Origin of the sequence: Rhodosalinus halophilus, from assembly GCF_003298775.1 — a bacterium.
Lineage (GTDB): Bacteria > Pseudomonadota > Alphaproteobacteria > Rhodobacterales > Rhodobacteraceae > Rhodosalinus > Rhodosalinus halophilus.
Genome location: NZ_QNTQ01000005.1, coordinates 12,750 through 28,882, shown reverse-complemented (window position 1 = coordinate 28,882; position 16,133 = coordinate 12,750). Strand labels below are relative to the sequence as shown.

The window sequence follows — 16,133 nt, the reverse complement described above, 5'->3', positions numbered from 1 at the left end:
ATGCTGCGCCTGTCCTTCGTTCTCGCCCTTCTGTCCTCGGCCGCCGGGGCCTGCCCGGGCGGCGATGCGCTCGAACACGGCATCCGTTTCGAGATCGCTGGCGGCGAGACCGAGACGTTCCGCCGGCACGGCCCAAATGTCGTTGCCGCGACCTACGCCATCGCGGGCGGCCCCGTGCGCCAGGTTCTGCTGGCGCAGGGGCTCTACATGATCGAGGTGGCCGACATCCAGGACGGCGCCTTGGTGCCGCCCTCGCGGACCACCTACACCTTCGAGGTCGAGCCCGGCAGGATGCCGCGCCCGGTGGCCGGCGCGGTCTGGGAAACGCGCGTGACCGTCTCCGAGGACGGTGACCTGATGGTCGAGCCGCAGCGCTACAGCTACGGGGCGGAGACGCAGGTCAGCTTCGGCCCCTGCACCTACGTCATGATACCGGTGGAAATCCGCTATCCCCAGGCCGCGGACGATACGGTGGAGTTCATCCACTACCTGCCGGAACTGGGGCTGTCCTATCTCGCGCGCACGACCTGGGCCCGCCGCGAGGAACGCTACGACTATCTCGGCATCGAGGCGCTGGAATGACTAATCTTCCGCTCGCACAGACCCTGCATCGCAAGGGGCACTGGCACGGCCCCGCCGACTGGGTGCGGCTCGACTACGAGTCGCGCTTCCTGCGTCGCAAGCGTCTGGAAACGGGGGGCGGGATGTCCTTTCTCGTCGATCTGCCGCAGACCGTGTCGCTCGACCACGGCGATGCGCTGGAGCTGTCGGACGGTCGGCTGATCGAGGTCATCGCCGCGCCCGAGCCGCTCTGCGAGGTCCGCGGCGATCTGCCCCGTCTGGCCTGGCACATCGGCAATCGCCATACGCCCTGCCAGGTGGCGCCCGATCATCTGCTGATTCGCCGCGATCACGTCCTGCAGGAAATGCTCGCGAAACTCGGTGCCGACCTGCGCGAGGTGGAGGCGCCCTTCACGCCCGAAGGCGGCGCTTACGGTCACGGACGCACCCATGCCCACAGCCACTGACGCCCGCCTCACCCTCGCGCAGTGGCTCTCGCCCGCATACCCCACGGGCGGCTTCGCCTGGTCGCACGGGCTCGAGACCGAGGTGGCCGGGGGGCGCGTGGCGGATGCGGAAAGCTTCGAGGCCTGGCTTGCGGACGTGCTAGAGCACGGGCTCGGTCGCACCGACGCGGTGCTCCTCGCCGAAGCCCACCGCGCCGCGCCGGAGGAGCTTCCCGCGCTCGACGCCGAGGCGCGCGCCTTCGCCCCTTCCGCCGAACGCCTCGCCGAGACGGCGGAGCAGGGCGCGGCCTTCGCGCGCACCACCGCCGCCGTCTGGGGCCTCGACCTCCCGCCGCTGACCCACCCGGTCGCGGTGGGCCGCGCCGCGGCGCTCATGGGCCTGCCGCTCCCCGACACGCTGGCGCTCTACCTTCACGCCGTGACGGCGAGCCTCTCCTCCGCCGCGCAGCGCCTGGTCCCGCTGGGCCAGACGGAGGCACAGGCGGCAGTCGCGCATCTCGCGCCGCTCTGCGCCCGCCTCGCCGACGAGGCCGAAAGCCGCGGGCGCGACGAGCTCTCCTCCGCCGCATGGGCGGCCGACATCGCCGCCATGCGCCACGAAACCCTGCAACCGAGGCTTTTTCGCTCATGATGAACGGCCCCCTCCGCATCGGCATCGGCGGCCCCGTCGGCGCCGGCAAGACAACGCTGACCGCCGAGATCGCCCGCGCGCTCGCGCCCGACCACTCCATCGGCGTGATCACCAACGACATCTACACCCGCGAGGATGCCGAGGCGCTCCTGCGCCGGCAGATCCTGCCCGAAAGCCGCGTCATCGGGGTCGAGACCGGCGGCTGCCCGCACACCGCGATCCGCGAGGACGCCTCGATCAACCTCGCCGCGGTGGCGGAACTCGAACGCCGCCACCCGGACCTCGAGGTGGTGCTGATCGAATCCGGCGGAGACAACCTCGCCGCCAGCTTCAGCCCGGAACTGGCGGATCTGACGATCTACATGATCGACGTCGCCATGGGACAGGACATCCCGCGCAAGAAGGGCCCCGCGCTGCGCAAGTCCGACCTGCTGGTGATCAACAAGACCGACCTCGCGCCATACGTCGGAGTCGATCTCGACCTCATGCGCCGCGACGCGGCCGAGTCGCGCGAAGGCCGCCCCACCGTCTTCGCCGCGCTCCGCCAGGGCGAGGGCGCGGCAGAGGCCGTCGCCATCCTGCGCGCGCTCGGCGGGCTCCGCGCGCCCGCCGCCGCCTCCCGCGGCTGACGGTGCCCGGATCCGCCCGCGCCAACCCGTGCATGTCGCGACGTCCCTGAAACGCCGACAGGCCCGAGACGGACAATCCCGGCGCTCCGCCCTGCGACGCGACCCGCGCCGCTGCACGGAAGGCACCGCCGGCCCGCTGCGCGTCCCGCACCTTCTTCTTGGGTCAAATATCCTCGGGGGGTGAATTGGCCGAAGGCCAAGAGGGGGGCAGACAGCCCCCCTTCCGCCCGCGCCACCGCCTCACCCCCCGGTCGCGGCGCGATACCAGTTCACCAGCGCCGCGCGCTCTTCCGCCTCGATCCACGTCAGGTTGCCCGGCGGCATGGCGTGGCTCACCCCCGCCTGCAGATAGATCTCGCGCGCATGCCGGGCGATGTCGGCGGGCGTCTCCAGCACCACGCCGCCCGGCGGCACGCGCAGGCCGGCCCAGACCGGCTCGCGCGCGTGGCACATCGAGCAGCGGCCCAGCACCACGGTCTCCGCCGTCTCGAACCCGGCCGCCTCGACGAAACGCGCTTCTGCGGGCGTCGGCGCCCGCCCTGCGGCCTCGGCCGCGAGGTCGCCGCGCATGGGCTCCGTCGAGAGCCAGACGATCGCGACGAAGATCACCGCCGTCGCCGCCCAGGTCCAGTTCGGGCGGCCCCGCCGCGCATGCATGCTGTTGAAATAATGCCGGATCGTCACCCCCATCAGAAAGACCAGCGCCGCGATGAGCCAGGCCCATTCGGTGCCGAAGGCGAGCGGATAGTGGTTCGACAGCATCAGGAAGATCACCGGCAGCGTGAGATAATTGTTGTGCGTCGAGCGCAGCTTGGCGATCTGCCCGTATTTCGGGTCCGGCGTCCGCCCGGCCTTCAGATCGGCCACCACCACCCGCTGATTCGGCATGATGACCAGAAAGACGTTCGCCGTCATGATCGTCGCCGTGAAGGCGCCCAGGTGCAGCAGCGCCGCGCGCCCGGTGAAGATCTGGTCGAGCGCCCAGGACATGGCGAGGATCAGCGCGAAGAGGATCAGCATGAGCATGGTCGGCCGCTCGCCGAGCCGCGACTTGCACAGCGCGTCGTAGACCACCCAGCCGACGGCGATCGAGCCGGCCGAGAGCGCGATCGCCTGCCAGACGGAGAGCTCCACCTTGGTGGGGTCGATCAGGTAGAGCTCCGCCCCGGCCCAGTAGAGCACCGCGAGAAGCGCCGCGCCCGAGAGCCAGGTCGCGTAGCTTTCCCATTTGAACCAGGTCAGATGCTCGGGCATCCGCTCGGGCGCGACGGCATATTTCTGGATGTGGTAGAAGCCGCCGCCATGCACCTGCCATTCCTCGCCCGTCACGCCCTCGGGCATGCCGCGCGCCTTGGTCAGCCCCAGATCGAGCGCGATAAAGTAGAAGGAGGTTCCGATCCAGGCCATGGCCGTGATCACGTGCAGCCAGCGGATCGCGAAGCCGGCCCAGTCCCAGAGAATGGCGAAATCCTGCATGCGTGCGTCCTCTCTCACCCCTCCGATAGCGGCGCACAGGCCCCGAGGAAAGGGCAGCACGCGCCGCCCGCGACCGGCAAGGGCGCCGCTGGCGCGTTCGCGACCGTGTCGCGGCGCAGCCTGCCGCCCCCGCCAGCCCGGCCGTCGTGTCCCGTCCTGGAGGACGCCGACCCGCGCGGGCGCATCGCAGAGATCGCCTGCGCGCGCCGGCCCTCCTCCTGCCCCGCGTCACCGCCGGTCCTGCGCCCGGCCCGTGCCGCACTGCCCTCGGCGCTCGCTTGCCGGGCGCGGCCGCCCTGCGCCCCGCCGCGCTCAGGCCAGCGCGGCGAGCGCCTCGCGCAGGTCGAGCTTGCCGTCGTAGAGCGCGCGCCCCGAGATCGCGCCGGCGATCACGCCCGTGTCGCGCAGCGCGATCAGATCGGCGAGCGACGACACGCCCCCGCTCGCGATCACGGGGATGCCGACGGCGCGCGCCAGCGCTTCGGTCGCCGGCACGTTGGGGCCGCCCATCGCGCCGTCCCGGTCGATGTCGGTGTAGATGATGGCGGCCACGCCCGCGTCCTCGAAGCGTCGCGCGAGGTCGGTCGCCTCCACTTCCGTTTCCTCCGCCCAGCCGCGGGTCGCCACCCGGCCGTCACGCGCGTCGATGCCCACCGCGATCCGGCCGGGGAAGGCGCGCGCCGCCGCGCGCACCAGCTCCGGATCCTCCACCGCGACCGTGCCCAGGATCACGCGGGCGAGGCCCTTCTCGAGCCATCCCTCGATGGTGGACATGTCGCGGATTCCGCCGCCGAGCTGGGCGGGCGTGCCCGGACAGGCGGCGAGGATCGCCTCGACCGCGTCCGCGTTCACCGGTCGGCCGGCGAATGCGCCGTTGAGATCCACGAGGTGCAGCCACTCGGCCCCTGCTTTCACGAAGACGCGCGCCTGATCGGCAGGATCGTCGTTGAAGACCGTGGCCTGCTCCATCTCGCCGCGCAGGAGCCGCACGGCCTGTCCGTCCTTGAGGTCGATGGCGGGGTAGAGGATCATCGCGTCTGGCTCCGCTGGTGTCGCGCGTATCTGCCCCGCCCGCGCGGCGAATGCAAACCCGCGACGCGGGGCGGCCTGAATCGGCCAGCGGGCGGCGCAAGCTGAGCCCGGAGGCGATGAGGGAGGAGAGCATGCAGTTCCGGCGCGCCCTATTCGGCGCGGCATTCGGCCTCGCAGGGGCGGCCGCGGCCGATCCCGTGCTCGGCACCTGGCAGACCGAGGTCGACGATGGCGGCTGCGCGCATGTCGAGATGCGGCGCTGCGGCGAGGCGGTCTGCGGCGTCGTCACGCGCACCTTCGACGCCGAGGGCGAATACCTCTCCGAGACCCTCGGCGAGATGCTGGTGCGCGGCATGGTTTCGCAGGGCGGCGGGCGCTACGAGGGCCGCGTCTGGCACCCCGCGAACGACCGCGTCTATCCGGGTCGGACGGAGCGCTCGGGCGACCGGCTGCGCCTGAAGGGATGCGTCGCCGGGGGCCTTGTCTGCGCTAGCCAGACCTGGGCACGGGTCCGCCGAGCCGTTTGACCCGAACCCGAGCATCATGAGACAGTCGCGTTTATGACAAGCCCGAGCCCGCTTTCGTCTTTCGCGGCGATGGGCCTCATCGCCGCGCAGGCGGTCCCCGCCGGGGCCGAGCCGGTGCTGGGCACCTGGCGGACCGGCCCCGACAGCAAGGACCAGTACGCCCATGTCGTCGTCGAACGCTGCGCGCAGGACATCTGCGGCACCATCGCACGCGCCTTCGATGCACAGGGCCGCGAGATCCACACGCCCAACGTGGGCGAACGCGTCTTCTGGGGCCTCGAGCCGGCAGGCGGCAACCGCTACGAAGGCCGCGCCTACGTTCCTGCCCATGACCGGACCTATGACGGAGAACTCGTCCTCGAGGGCGACCGGCTGACGGTGCGGGGCTGCCTCGGCCCCGTCTGCAGGAGCCAGAAATGGCGGCGCGTCCGCTAGGGTCGCCAGCTAAGGAAATTCGCGATCAGCCGCAGCCCAACCGCCTGGCTCTTCTCGGGGTGGAACTGCGTGCCCAGGATCGTCCCGCGGCCCACGATCGCGGTGACCGCCCCGCCATAGTCGACATGCGCGAGCAGATGGGCCGGGTCGTCGAGCCGCATGTGGTAGGAATGCACGAAATAGGCGTGGTCGCCCGTCCCGATGCCTTCGAGCAGGGGGTGCGCCCGGTCGATCACCAGATCGTTCCAGCCCATGTGCGGCACCTTGAGACCCGGATCCGAGGGCGCGATGCGCTCCACCGTTCCGGGGATCCAGTCGAAGCCCGCCGTCTCCTCGTATTCCAGGCCGCGGGTGGCCAGCATCTGCATCCCGATGCAGATGCCCAGGAAAGGGCGCCCGCGGGTGATTGCCGCCTCCTCGATCGCCTCGAAGAGCCCCGAGTGCTCGAAAAGCGCGCGGCGGCAGGCGGGGAAGGCACCATCTCCCGGCAGAACCACGCGCTCGGCGCGCGCCACGCTCTCGGGGTCCGCGGTGACCAGAACCGCGCCCGCGCCCGTCTCGGCCGCCATGCGCTGAAACGCCTTCTCGGCCGAATGCAGGTTGCCGCTCTCGTAATCGACGATGACGGTGGTCAAGGCGCAAGCCTCCAGCCTCGCGGGAACGGGCGCTGACTAGACCAGCGCTCGGCAATTGCCAAGCCGCGCGACCAAATCCCCACCGTCCTCCGGCCCCGGTTCTTCCTCTTGCGAAAAAATACCCTCGGGGGTGAGGCGGCGACAGCCGCCGAGGGGGCGGACAGCCCCCCGCGTGACGCGCCGTCTTCAAGCGCGGCGCGTCAAAGCGTGCCCTTGGTCGAAGGCACCTCGCCGCCCGCGCGCGGGTCGGGCTCCACCGCCTGGCGCAGGGCGCGGGCCACGGCCTTGAAGGCGGCCTCGGCGATGTGGTGGCTGTTGATCCCTGCATCGCGCGTGACGTGCAGGGTGATGCCGCCGTGGCTCGCGAGAGCCTGGAAGAACTCGCGTACCAGCTCGGTGTCGAAGGCGCCGATCTTCGCGCCGGGAAACTCCACGTCCCAGACGAGGAAGGGTCGCCCCGAGAGGTCCAGCGCGGCCGCGACGCGCGCCTCGTCCATTACCAGCGTGACAGCGCCGTAGCGGCGGATGCCGCGCTTGTCGCCAAGCGCCTCGCGCAGGGCCTGGCCCAGGGCGATTCCGCAGTCCTCGACGGTGTGGTGATCGTCGATATGCCGGTCGCCCGTCGCCTTCAGCGTGATGTCGATCAGCGAATGCCGCGCGAGCTGCTCGAGCATGTGGTCGAAAAAGCCGACGCCGGTCGCGATCTCCCGCGCGCCGGTGCCGTCGAGTTCGATCTCCAGCGCGATCTCGGTCTCGGCTGTCTTTCGGTCGATGCGGGCGCTGCGCATGGCGGTCTCCTTGCGGACCCGCGCCTTCTAGCGCCGCGGGGGGCTGCCGCCAAGCCCGCGGCGTGCGCCCATTGCGCCGCCGTGGTGCCTGTGCCAGCTTTCGCGCTGTCATCCGGGAGGCGCCCAATGTCCACGCTCGTCTTCGTCCAGCTGCGCTGCAAGCCCGGCACCACCTATCAGGTCGCCGAGGAGATCGTGCTGCGCGAGATCCAGTCGGAGCTTTATTCCACCAGCGGCGAATGGGATCTGCTGATGAAGCTCTACATCCCCGAGGGCGAGGACGTGGGCAAGTTCATCAACGAAAAGGTGCTCGACATCCCCGGCATCGAGCGAAGCCTCACGACGCTGACGTTCAAGGTCTTCTGACCGCCGGGCCTTGACCTTCCAGTTGCTGGAGGCCCCACATCAGGGTCGACTCGGCGAACGGAGGCAGGCCATGAGCGACGGAGACCGCATTTCTTTCGCGCTTGACGGGATGAGCTGTGCAGGCTGCGTGCGCCGTGCCGCTGCGGCCCTGGAGGCGGTCGAGGGCGTCCGTGACGTCCACGTCAATCTGGCCGCGGAGACGGCCAGCGTGACGCTGGAGGCGCCCGAGCGCGGCGCCGAGGTCGCCGCTGCGCTCGACCGGGCGGGTTACCCCGCGCGCACCGAAACCATCGCGCTCGCGATCTCGGGCATGAACTGCGCCTCCTGCGTGGGCCGTGTCGATGCGGCGCTGGAGTCGGTTCCCGGCGTTCTTTCGGCCGAGGTGAACCTGGCCGCCGAAGAGGCGCGCGTCACCGTGCTCGAGGGCGCCGTCGGGTCACGGGCGCTTGCCGACGCGGTGACAGAGGCAGGCTACCCCGCAAAACCCGCCGGCGCCGACGACAGCGCGGACCGCTCCGCGCGCAAGGCCGAAGAGGCGCGGCAGGCCGGGCGGCGCACGCTGATCGCGGCGCTCCTGACCCTGCCGGTCTTCCTGCTCGAGATGGGCGGGCACATGATCCCCGGCTTCCACGGGCTGATCGGGCGCACGATCGGGCACGACGCGAGCTGGCTCATCCAGTTCGCGCTGACCACCGGCGTGCTGGCCGGGCCGGGGCGCGAGTTCTTCCTGCGGGGCGTGCCGGCGCTGCTGAAAGGCGCGCCCGACATGAACAGCCTGGTCGCCGTGGGCACCGCTGCGGCCTGGGGATATTCCACCATTGCGACATTCGCGCCTGGGCTGCTGCCGGCGGACGTGCGCGCGGTCTATTTCGAGGCCGCGGCGGTGATCGTCACGCTGATCCTGCTGGGCCGCACGCTGGAGGCGCGCGCCAAGGGCCGCACGGGCGCCGCGATCGAGCGCCTGATGGGCCTGCGGGCGCGCATGGCGCGTGTCGAGCGGGATGGCGACGCGGTCGAGGTGCCGGTAGACGAGGTGCGGAAGGGCGACATCCTGATGGTGCGCCCGGGCGAACGCCTGCCCACCGACGGCGAGGTCATCGAGGGCGCCGCGCAGGTCGACGAGAGCATGATCACCGGCGAACCGCTGCCTGTGGAAAAGTCGGTGGGCGATTCCGTCACCGGCGGCACGGTGAACGGCGCGGGCAGCTTCCGCTTCCGCGCCACCGCCGTGGGCGCGGACACCGTGCTGGCGCAGATCACTCGCATGGTGGAGGAGGCGCAGGGCGCCCGCCTGCCGATCCAGTCGCTGGTGGATCGGGTCACGCTGTGGTTCGTGCCCGCCGTGATGGCGGTGGCCGCGGTCACGGTGCTGGTCTGGCTGGCGGTCGGCCCGACCGCGACCATGGCGCTGGTGGCGGGTGTCTCCGTCCTCATCATCGCCTGCCCCTGCGCCATGGGCCTTGCCACACCCACCTCGATCATGGTGGGCACCGGCCGTGCCGCCGATCTCGGCGTGCTCTTCCGCAAGGGCGAGGCGCTGCAGGCGCTTGCGGGCGTGGACGTGGTGGCGCTGGACAAGACCGGCACCGTCACGGAAGGGCGTCCCGAGATGGCCGCGCTGATCCCGGCCAAGGGCGTGGACCGGGCCGAGGCGCTTGGCCTTGTCGCCGCGGTCGAGGCGCTCTCGGAGCATCCGATCGCTGCCGCCGTCGTGCGCGCGGCACGGGCCGAGGGCGTTGCGGTGCCCGAGGCCGAGGGCTTCGAGACCGAGACCGGCCGCGGCGTCCGCGCGTGGGTGGACGGTCGCGAGGTGGCCGTGGGCTCGGCGCGGCACATGCGCGAGATGGGCCTCGACCTTTCGGCCTTCGCCGACGAGGACGCGCGCCGCGCGGGACGCGGTGAAAGCGTGCTCTACGCCGCCATCGACCGCGCGCCCGCCGCGCTGATCGCCGTGGCCGATCCGGTGAAGGAGACGAGCCGCGCCGCGATAGCACGACTGCGCGAGATGGGCCTCGAGATCGCGATGATCACCGGCGACCGGGAAGAGACCGCGCAGGCCATCGCGCGCGACGTAGGCATCGACCGGGTGATTGCGGGCGTCCTGCCCGACGGCAAGGTCGCCGCGGTGCGCGAATTGCGCGAGGGCGGGCGCAAGCTGGCCTTCGTGGGCGACGGGATCAACGACGCGCCCGCGCTGGCAGAGGCCGAGGTGGGCGTGGCCATCGGCACCGGCACCGACGTTGCGATGGAATCGGCTGACGTGGTGCTGATGTCGGGGGACCTTGCCGGTGTGGTGAACGCGGTCGAGGTCTCGAAGGCCACGCTGCGCAACATCCGGCAGAACCTGGTCTGGGCCTTCGGCTACAACACCGCGCTCATTCCGGTCGCAGCAGGCGTGCTCTATCCCGCCATGGGCCTGCTGCTCTCGCCCATGCTGGCGGCGGGGGCGATGGCGCTCTCGTCGGTCTTCGTGCTGACCAACGCGCTGCGTCTGCGTCGCCTGAAGCCGGCCATGTCAGAGGCGAAGCCGGCCGGGCGGCCCGCCGCCGCACCGGCTCCCGCGCCGGCAGAGTAGTGCAGCGGCCTTGAACCCGCGTGGCGTATCCGGTTCTGGTGCGGGCCACGCAGCAAAGAGAGAGGCGGCCATGCACCTTGGACTGATCGGCTACGGCACCATCGCGGCGACGCTCGCGGAGCTCCTGGCCGAGCGCGGGCCGCGGGTGGACCGGATCACCGTGCTGGCCCGCACGGGCCGCGAGGATGCGGCGCGCGACGCGGTCGCGGGCCATGCGGTCGAGGTGGTGACCGAGGCGCCCGGATTGATCGCGGCGGGCCCCGACCTGGTGGTGGAATGCGCAGGCCACGCGGCCGTCAGCGCCCATGTCGCCCCCGTTCTGGCCGCGGGGCTGGACGTGGTGCTTGCCTCTGTCGGCGCGCTGGCCGACGCCGGGCTGCACGACGCGCTTCTGGCGGCAGCGCAGGACGGCGGTGCGCGGCTGATCCTGCCGGCGGGCGCCGTGGGCGGCACCGACCTTCTGGCCGCGCTGGCGCCCGCGGGCGGGCTGGAGGTCAGCTACACCGGAACCAAGCCGCCCGCCGCGTGGAAAGGCACGCCGGCGGACACCCTGCTCGATCTCGACGCGCTCACGGAGCCGGCCGTGGTCTTCGAGGGGAACGCACGGAGCGCCGCCGAGCAGTTCCCCAAGAACGCGAACGTCGCGGCGACCCTGGCTCTGGCCGGCGCGGGATTCGAGGCGACGAAGGCGCGGCTGGTGGCGGATCCTGCGGCGCCCGGCAACATCCACGCCTACGAGGTCGTCTCGCCCGTCGCGCGCTATTCCATGCGGATCGAGAACGTGGCCTCGGGCAACGCGCGCACGTCGCTCGCCACCGTCTATTCGCTGCGGCGCGAGATCGCGAACCGGGCGGGGCCGCTCGCCGTCTGAGGGCTGCGCTTGACATCGGGGCCCTCGGGACTTGTTCTAGGGACGCACAACGCGAGGGGCGGGCGCGCGGGGCGCGAACGCTTCCAGAAAACGGGAGGATACCCAATGAAGCATATCATCCTCGCCGCGGCAGCCGCCGTGGCGCTCGGCGGAACTGCGCAAGCGCAGGACCTGTCGATCGCCACGGGCGGCACGGGCGGCACCTACTACCCCTACGGCGGCGGTCTGGCCGAGCTGATCGGCCGCCACGTCGAGGGCGCCTCGGCCACGGCGGAAGTCACCGGCGCCTCGGTCGAGAACATGGCGCTGATCTCGCGCGGGGACAGCGACATCGCCATCGCGCTCGCCGACACCGTCGTGGACGCCTACGAGGGCAACGGCCAGTTCGAGGGCCGCGCGGTGGACGCGCGTGCGCTGGGCTCGATCTATCCCAACGCGATCCAGATCGTGACGCTCGCAGACAGCGGCATCGAGAGCCTGTCGGATCTCGAGGGCAAGCGAGTCTCGGTCGGCGCGCCGGGCTCGGGCACGGAGGTGAACGCCCGCCGCATCCTCGAGGCGAACGGCATCACCTACGACGACATCGACGAGCAGCGCCTGAACTTCAACGAGACGGCCGACGCGCTGCGCGACGGCGACATCGACGCGGGCTTCTGGTCCGTGGGGCCGCCGACCTCGTCGATCATGAACCTTGCCGCGACGCGCGACATCCGCCTGGTGCCGCTGTCGGACGAAGAGGTGCAGGCCGGCATCGCACAGCACGGCACCTTCGCGCCCTACACGCTGCGCGCGGGCATCTACGAAGGCGTCGAAGAGCCGGTGCCGACCATCGCGGTGCCCAACGTCCTCGTCGTCCATGCCGACATGGACGAGGAGCTGGCCTATCAGATCGTCATGAACATGTTCGAGAACGTGGACGAGCTGATCGCGGTGCATCCGGCGGCGAACGACACGACGGTCGAGTTCTCGCTCGGCGCGACGCCGATCCCGATGCACCCGGGCGCGCTGCGCTACTACGAGGAGACGGGGGCCGAGATCCCCGACCGCCTGCGCGAGTGATGTGGAAACGGGCAGGGCGGCCCCTCGCGGCCGCCCTTCTCGTCACGGCGTTTCCCGCCATGGCCGGAACGCTGACGGTCGAGACCGCGGAGGGCCGCGTGCTCTTGACTGAGCGCGCGCCCGAGGGGTCGGAATGGTGCCTGAGCTGGAACCATTCGGTGACGGGTGGTCATGTCGCCGACTGCTTCGTGAACCGTGAGGGCCGGATGATCCTCTCCCGTTCCTACCTGCACGACTTTTCCGCCGGTCTGGGCGAGGTCGAAGGCCGCGGCGGAAGGCTGGTGAACGCGCCGGAGGGCGGCTACTGGCTGGAGGGGATCGACCAACCAATGCCGGACAACGCGCTGCCCGTGCGGATCGGGCGCCCCTCGACCGATCACCGGCTGAGCGTCGGAGGCCGCCAGCATCGCCTCTCTCCGCTCGCGGCGGGCGAGCGGGTCTATCTGCAACTGGAGTGAGCGCATGAGCGAGACGGCCCCGACAGGCGCGCCGCCGGGCGCGATGGGCGGCCCGCTGATCCAGCCGGTCGGCAACCAGCCGCGCGCCGTGGCACTGGCGGTCTTCCTCGTCGGGATCGCGCTGTCGCTCTTCCAACTCTACGGGGCGGGGATCGAGCCGCTGGGCCTCTTCTACCAGCGCACGATCCACCTGAGCTTCATCCTTGTCCTTGCCTTCCTGATTTTTCCCGTCACCGGGGCCGAGCGGCCGCGCGGCCCGCTGGGCTGGGCGGTGGACGCGGTGTTCATCGCCGCCGGCGCGGCGAGCGGCGGCTACATCGCCTGGAACCTCGACGCGATCATCAACCGCGCGGGATTCTGGAGCCATACCGACATCTGGATGGGCATTATCGCCACTGTCACGGTGCTGGAGGGCTGCCGCCGCGCCGTTGGTCTCGGCATGACGGTGATCGGGCTCGTGGCGATCCTCTACGCGCTCGCGGGCTCTCGCGGCGAATTGCCCTGGCTGGGCGACTGGATGCCCGGCATCATGGAGCATCGCGGCAATTCGCTGGAGCGTCTCGTCGGCCAGCTCTACCTGGGGCAGGAGGGCATCTTCGGCCTGCCGCTGGGGGTGGCCGCGACCTATGTCTTCATCTTCGTGCTCTTCGGCGCCTTCCTGGAGGTGACCGGGGCGGGCAAGTTCTTCATCGACCTCGCCTATGCCGCCACGGGCAAGCGGCCGGGCGGGCCGGCGAAGGCGGCGGTGCTCGCCTCGGCCGGAATGGGCTCGATCTCGGGCTCGGCCATCGCCAACGTGGTCACCACCGGCGCCTTCACGATCCCACTGATGAAGCGGCTGGGCTACCGCCCGGCGCAGGCGGGGGGAATCGAGGCCGCGGCCTCCACCGGCGGGCAGATCACGCCGCCGCTGATGGGGGCGGGCGCCTTCCTGATCTCGGAATACACGCGCATCCCCTACATCGACATCGTCGTGCTCTCGATCTTCCCGGCGGTGCTCTACCTGGGCACCGTCTATCTATTCGTGCACATAGTGGCGATGAAACGGGGCATGGAGGGCGTGCCGCAGGACGAGCTGCCGCGCTTCGCCCGGGTCATGGCCGACGGCTGGCAGTTCGTGATCCCGCTCTTCCTGCTGGTCTGGCTGCTGGTCAACAACCTCTCACCCATGCGGGTGGGCTTCTGGGCGATCCTGACGGTGATCGGGGTCGCGGGCCTGCGCGCCTGTCTCGACATCTTCATCTTCGAGCCGCGGGCGGGCAAGCCCGCCTCGGCCGAGCGGCTGCGCGAGGCGGTGGGCAACGGCCTGCGCATGATCCTCAAGGCACTGGCGCTGGGCGCCCGCAACGCCGTGGCGGTCAGCATGGCCTGCGCCGTGGCGGGCATCATCGTGGGGGTCGTGGGGCTGACCGGGCTGGGGCTCAAGTTCTCCTCGATGATGGTGGCGTTTTCGGGCGGCAACATGCTGCTCGCGCTGATCCTCGTGCTGATCGCGAGCCTGATCCTTGGCATGGGGCTGCCGGTGACGGCGGCCTATATCGTGCTGATCGTGCTGGTCGGCCCCGCGCTGACCGAGGAGTTCGGCGTGCCGCTGCTGATCGCACATCTCGTGGTGTTCTGGTATTCGCAGGACAGCAACGTGACCCCGCCCATCGCGCTGGCGGGCTTCGCGGGGGCGGCCATCGCGGGGGCGAAGCCGCTCGACACCTCGGTGCAGGCGTGGAAATTCGCCAAGGGTCTCTACCTGATCCCGCTCTTCATGGTCTACAATCCCGAGATCATCCAGGGCGGGCCGCTGCCAGTCGTGCTGTGGACCGGGCTGACCGCGATCCTCGCGCTGGTGGCCTTCGCCGCGGCGATCGAGGGGTGGCTCTTCACCCGCATGGACTGGGTGTCGCGCGTGGCCACGGTGCCCGCGACCATCGGCATCTTCTACCCCGACATCCGGTTCGAGATCGCAGGCGCGGCGGGGCTCGCGCTGATCCTCGGCTGGAACTGGATCGTGTCCCGCCGCGCGCCGCCCGCGGCCGAGCCTGCCCGGGAGCCTGCCAGAACCTCCTGAATCCGGCCCCGTTCGGTGGCCTCCGCTGGCCCCGCGCATGGTCGTGCGCGGGATCTTGCCGCTCGCCTCTGTGTGCTCACCGTCCGTGACAGTCCCGTGGCATCGTCGGCGTTGACAAGTCAGAGTGAAATACTCAGAAATTGAGTCACAACCGTCGCCAACGGGGAGACCGCGCATGAAGACCGATGGGGAACAGCCGGACCCGCGCCGGACCGCGCCGCGCGAGGCCCGCCTGCCGCCCGACTGGGGGCAGGTGCTGACGCAGGCGCTGGACGGGGTCCTGCCCGACACGCCGGCGCTGGAGTCGATGCTGGACCGCTGGTCCGGGGAGCGCCGCGGATGACGGCCGCCGGTGGCGTGCCGGTCGGCCGGCTGGACGGTCTGCCCCAGGGCGAAGCGCGCGCTGTGCGCGGGCTGCGACGCTGGTGCGACGGCACCAGGTCGTGGACCGCCTACGCCGCGGAACTGGAGCGCGAGATCGGCCGGCGGCGTGCGACGGACGGCACCCGCGCGCTCGACACCTGCTGCCGGCTGCTCCTGACGCAGCCGCGCCGCCCGCTGGTGCGGCATTCGGCGGGCTGCATCTGCGTCGGTGCGGACGAGGCGGTCTTCGCCCGCATCATCGCCTGCGCCGGCGCCGGAGAGCGCGAGGACGCGATGCTGATGGCCTGCCTGCTCGCACGCGCAGACCTCGCCGCGCCGATCTGCGCCGCCGCCGAGGTGGCCGGCATGGCGCTGTCGCATGGGGCCCCTCTGCCGCAGGAGGCGGCGCCGCGGGGATTAAGGCTGAACTAGCTCCACCCGATCCGCTGGAAGGCGTCGCGCAGGGCCTGGCTCCAGGCGGTGCTCAATTCCGCGAAACGCTCGTCCTTGGCCTCGATCCGTTCGCGCTCGGTCACGCGGAGTGCATCCGCCTCGATCACGGCCATGTCGAGCGGCATGCCGACGCTGAGGTTCGAGCGCAGGGTCGAGTCCATCGACAGCAGCACGGCCTTCTTCGCCTCGGCCAGCGTCGTGTCCATCGTCACCACCCGGTCGAGGATCGGCTTGCCGTACTTGTGCTCGCCGATCTGCAGGAAGGGCGTGTCCTCCGTCGCCTCGATGAAGTTGCCCTCCGGGTAGATCAGGAACATCCGCATCGGCCCGCCCTTGCGCTGGCCGGCCAGGATCAGCGAGGCGCTGGCCTGTTGGCTCGACATGCGCTCCATGCGGCCCTGAAGCTCGACGGTCACCTCCGCGAGCGTGTCGCCCACGATGCCCGCCACGTTGAGCAGGGTGGGCGCCTTCAGGATCGAGCGCGTCTCGTCCGCCTCGGGGTGCTGCGCCGCCTCGGTCAGCCGCGCCAGCGTGGTCTGCGTGACGGAGAGATTGCCCGCGGTCATGATCGCCAGAACCCGCTCGCCCGGCACCTCGAAGGTGAAGAGCTTGCGATAGGTGGCGATGTTGTCGAGCCCCGCGTTGGTGCGGGTATCGGCCAGCAGCACCATGCCCGCCTTCAGCAGCAGTCCCACGCAATAGGTCATTCCGCCCGCGCCTCTCGGTCTTGTTTTGCCGCGCAGGC

General features: G+C 70.9%; 19 protein-coding genes. 14 read left to right on the top strand and 5 right to left on the bottom strand.

Annotated features, from left to right (window positions below; all coding sequences use genetic code 11):
• The 4 genes from DRV85_RS05315 to ureG are packed head-to-tail and all read left to right on the top strand — an operon-like array spanning window position 1 to window position 2,288.
• A complete protein-coding gene (locus DRV85_RS05315) occupies window positions 1–582 on the top strand; it encodes a hypothetical protein (RefSeq protein WP_113288414.1) in 582 nt (193 codons plus the stop codon).
• Window positions 579–1,028, top strand: coding sequence for an urease accessory protein UreE (locus DRV85_RS05310; RefSeq protein WP_113288413.1), 450 nt, complete (start codon window positions 579–581; stop codon window positions 1,026–1,028). Before DRV85_RS05315 ends, DRV85_RS05310 begins: the two co-directional genes overlap by 4 nt.
• Window positions 1,012–1,659 carry an urease accessory protein UreF gene (locus DRV85_RS05305; protein ID WP_113288412.1) on the top strand — a complete coding sequence of 216 codons (648 nt, stop codon included), beginning with the start codon at window positions 1,012–1,014 and terminating at the stop codon, window positions 1,657–1,659. Before DRV85_RS05310 ends, DRV85_RS05305 begins: the two co-directional genes overlap by 17 nt.
• Window positions 1,656–2,288: an urease accessory protein UreG gene (gene ureG, locus DRV85_RS05300; protein WP_113288411.1), complete on the top strand. Its 633-nt coding sequence runs from the start codon at window positions 1,656–1,658 to the stop codon at window positions 2,286–2,288. Before DRV85_RS05305 ends, ureG begins: the two co-directional genes overlap by 4 nt.
• Before the next feature lie 240 nt (window positions 2,289–2,528).
• On the opposite strand, the gene DRV85_RS05295 is transcribed toward ureG, so the two are convergent.
• Entirely contained in the window at window positions 2,529–3,764 is a 1,236-nt protein-coding gene (locus DRV85_RS05295) for a urate hydroxylase PuuD (RefSeq protein ID WP_113288410.1), read from the bottom strand.
• A 312-nt stretch (window positions 3,765–4,076) separates the two neighbouring features.
• On the bottom strand, window positions 4,077–4,796 hold the full coding sequence (hisA, locus tag DRV85_RS05290) for a 1-(5-phosphoribosyl)-5-[(5-phosphoribosylamino)methylideneamino]imidazole-4-carboxamide isomerase (RefSeq protein WP_113288409.1): 720 nt from the start codon (window positions 4,794–4,796) through the stop codon (window positions 4,077–4,079).
• A gap of 131 nt (window positions 4,797–4,927) precedes the next feature.
• Between hisA and DRV85_RS05285 the strand changes: the two genes are divergently transcribed.
• Together DRV85_RS05285 and DRV85_RS05280 are read left to right on the top strand one after the other, a co-directional pair.
• Entirely contained in the window at window positions 4,928–5,323 is a 396-nt protein-coding gene (locus DRV85_RS05285; RefSeq protein ID WP_113288408.1) for a DUF2147 domain-containing protein, read from the top strand.
• 69 nt (window positions 5,324–5,392) lie between these two features.
• On the top strand, window positions 5,393–5,758 hold the full coding sequence (locus DRV85_RS05280; protein WP_233495406.1) for a DUF2147 domain-containing protein: 366 nt from the start codon (window positions 5,393–5,395) through the stop codon (window positions 5,756–5,758).
• Here DRV85_RS05280 and hisH read toward each other — a convergent pair.
• Window positions 5,755–6,393, bottom strand: a complete 639-nt coding sequence (gene hisH / locus DRV85_RS05275) for an imidazole glycerol phosphate synthase subunit HisH (RefSeq protein ID WP_113288406.1) — start codon at window positions 6,391–6,393, stop codon at window positions 5,755–5,757. The two genes, DRV85_RS05280 and hisH, sit on opposite strands and share 4 nt — an antisense overlap.
• Before the next feature lie 200 nt (window positions 6,394–6,593).
• Window positions 6,594–7,181, bottom strand: coding sequence for an imidazoleglycerol-phosphate dehydratase HisB (gene hisB, locus DRV85_RS05270; RefSeq protein ID WP_113288405.1), 588 nt, complete (start codon window positions 7,179–7,181; stop codon window positions 6,594–6,596).
• Between the two features lie 126 nt (window positions 7,182–7,307).
• Here hisB and DRV85_RS05265 point away from each other — a divergent pair, with 126 nt between their 5' ends.
• From DRV85_RS05265 to DRV85_RS05235, 8 genes are all read left to right on the top strand, one after another.
• Window positions 7,308–7,547, top strand: coding sequence for an Lrp/AsnC ligand binding domain-containing protein (locus DRV85_RS05265; protein WP_113288404.1), 240 nt, complete (start codon window positions 7,308–7,310; stop codon window positions 7,545–7,547).
• A gap of 70 nt (window positions 7,548–7,617) precedes the next feature.
• Window positions 7,618–10,122, top strand: a complete 2,505-nt coding sequence (locus DRV85_RS05260; RefSeq protein WP_113288403.1) for a heavy metal translocating P-type ATPase — start codon at window positions 7,618–7,620, stop codon at window positions 10,120–10,122.
• Window positions 10,123–10,192: 70 nt separating this feature from the next.
• On the top strand, window positions 10,193–10,993 hold the full coding sequence (locus DRV85_RS05255) for an aspartate dehydrogenase (RefSeq protein WP_113288402.1): 801 nt from the start codon (window positions 10,193–10,195) through the stop codon (window positions 10,991–10,993).
• A 105-nt stretch (window positions 10,994–11,098) separates the two neighbouring features.
• Entirely contained in the window at window positions 11,099–12,052 is a 954-nt protein-coding gene (locus tag DRV85_RS05250; RefSeq protein WP_113288401.1) for a TAXI family TRAP transporter solute-binding subunit, read from the top strand.
• A gap of 59 nt (window positions 12,053–12,111) precedes the next feature.
• A complete protein-coding gene (locus DRV85_RS05245; protein WP_199525827.1) occupies window positions 12,112–12,510 on the top strand; it encodes a DUF1850 domain-containing protein in 399 nt (132 codons plus the stop codon).
• 4 nt (window positions 12,511–12,514) lie between these two features.
• Window positions 12,515–14,572 carry a TRAP transporter permease gene (locus DRV85_RS05240; RefSeq protein WP_113288399.1) on the top strand — a complete coding sequence of 686 codons (2,058 nt, stop codon included), beginning with the start codon at window positions 12,515–12,517 and terminating at the stop codon, window positions 14,570–14,572.
• 175 nt (window positions 14,573–14,747) lie between these two features.
• Entirely contained in the window at window positions 14,748–14,915 is a 168-nt protein-coding gene (locus tag DRV85_RS19135) for a hypothetical protein (RefSeq protein ID WP_158540105.1), read from the top strand.
• Complete coding sequence (locus DRV85_RS05235; RefSeq protein WP_113288398.1) at window positions 14,912–15,367, top strand: hypothetical protein; 456 nt, start codon at window positions 14,912–14,914, stop codon at window positions 15,365–15,367. Before DRV85_RS19135 ends, DRV85_RS05235 begins: the two co-directional genes overlap by 4 nt.
• Here DRV85_RS05235 and DRV85_RS05230 read toward each other — a convergent pair.
• On the bottom strand, window positions 15,364–16,095 hold the full coding sequence (locus DRV85_RS05230) for a proteasome-type protease (RefSeq protein WP_113288397.1): 732 nt from the start codon (window positions 16,093–16,095) through the stop codon (window positions 15,364–15,366). The two genes, DRV85_RS05235 and DRV85_RS05230, sit on opposite strands and share 4 nt — an antisense overlap.
• Window positions 16,096–16,133: the final 38 nt, after the last annotated feature.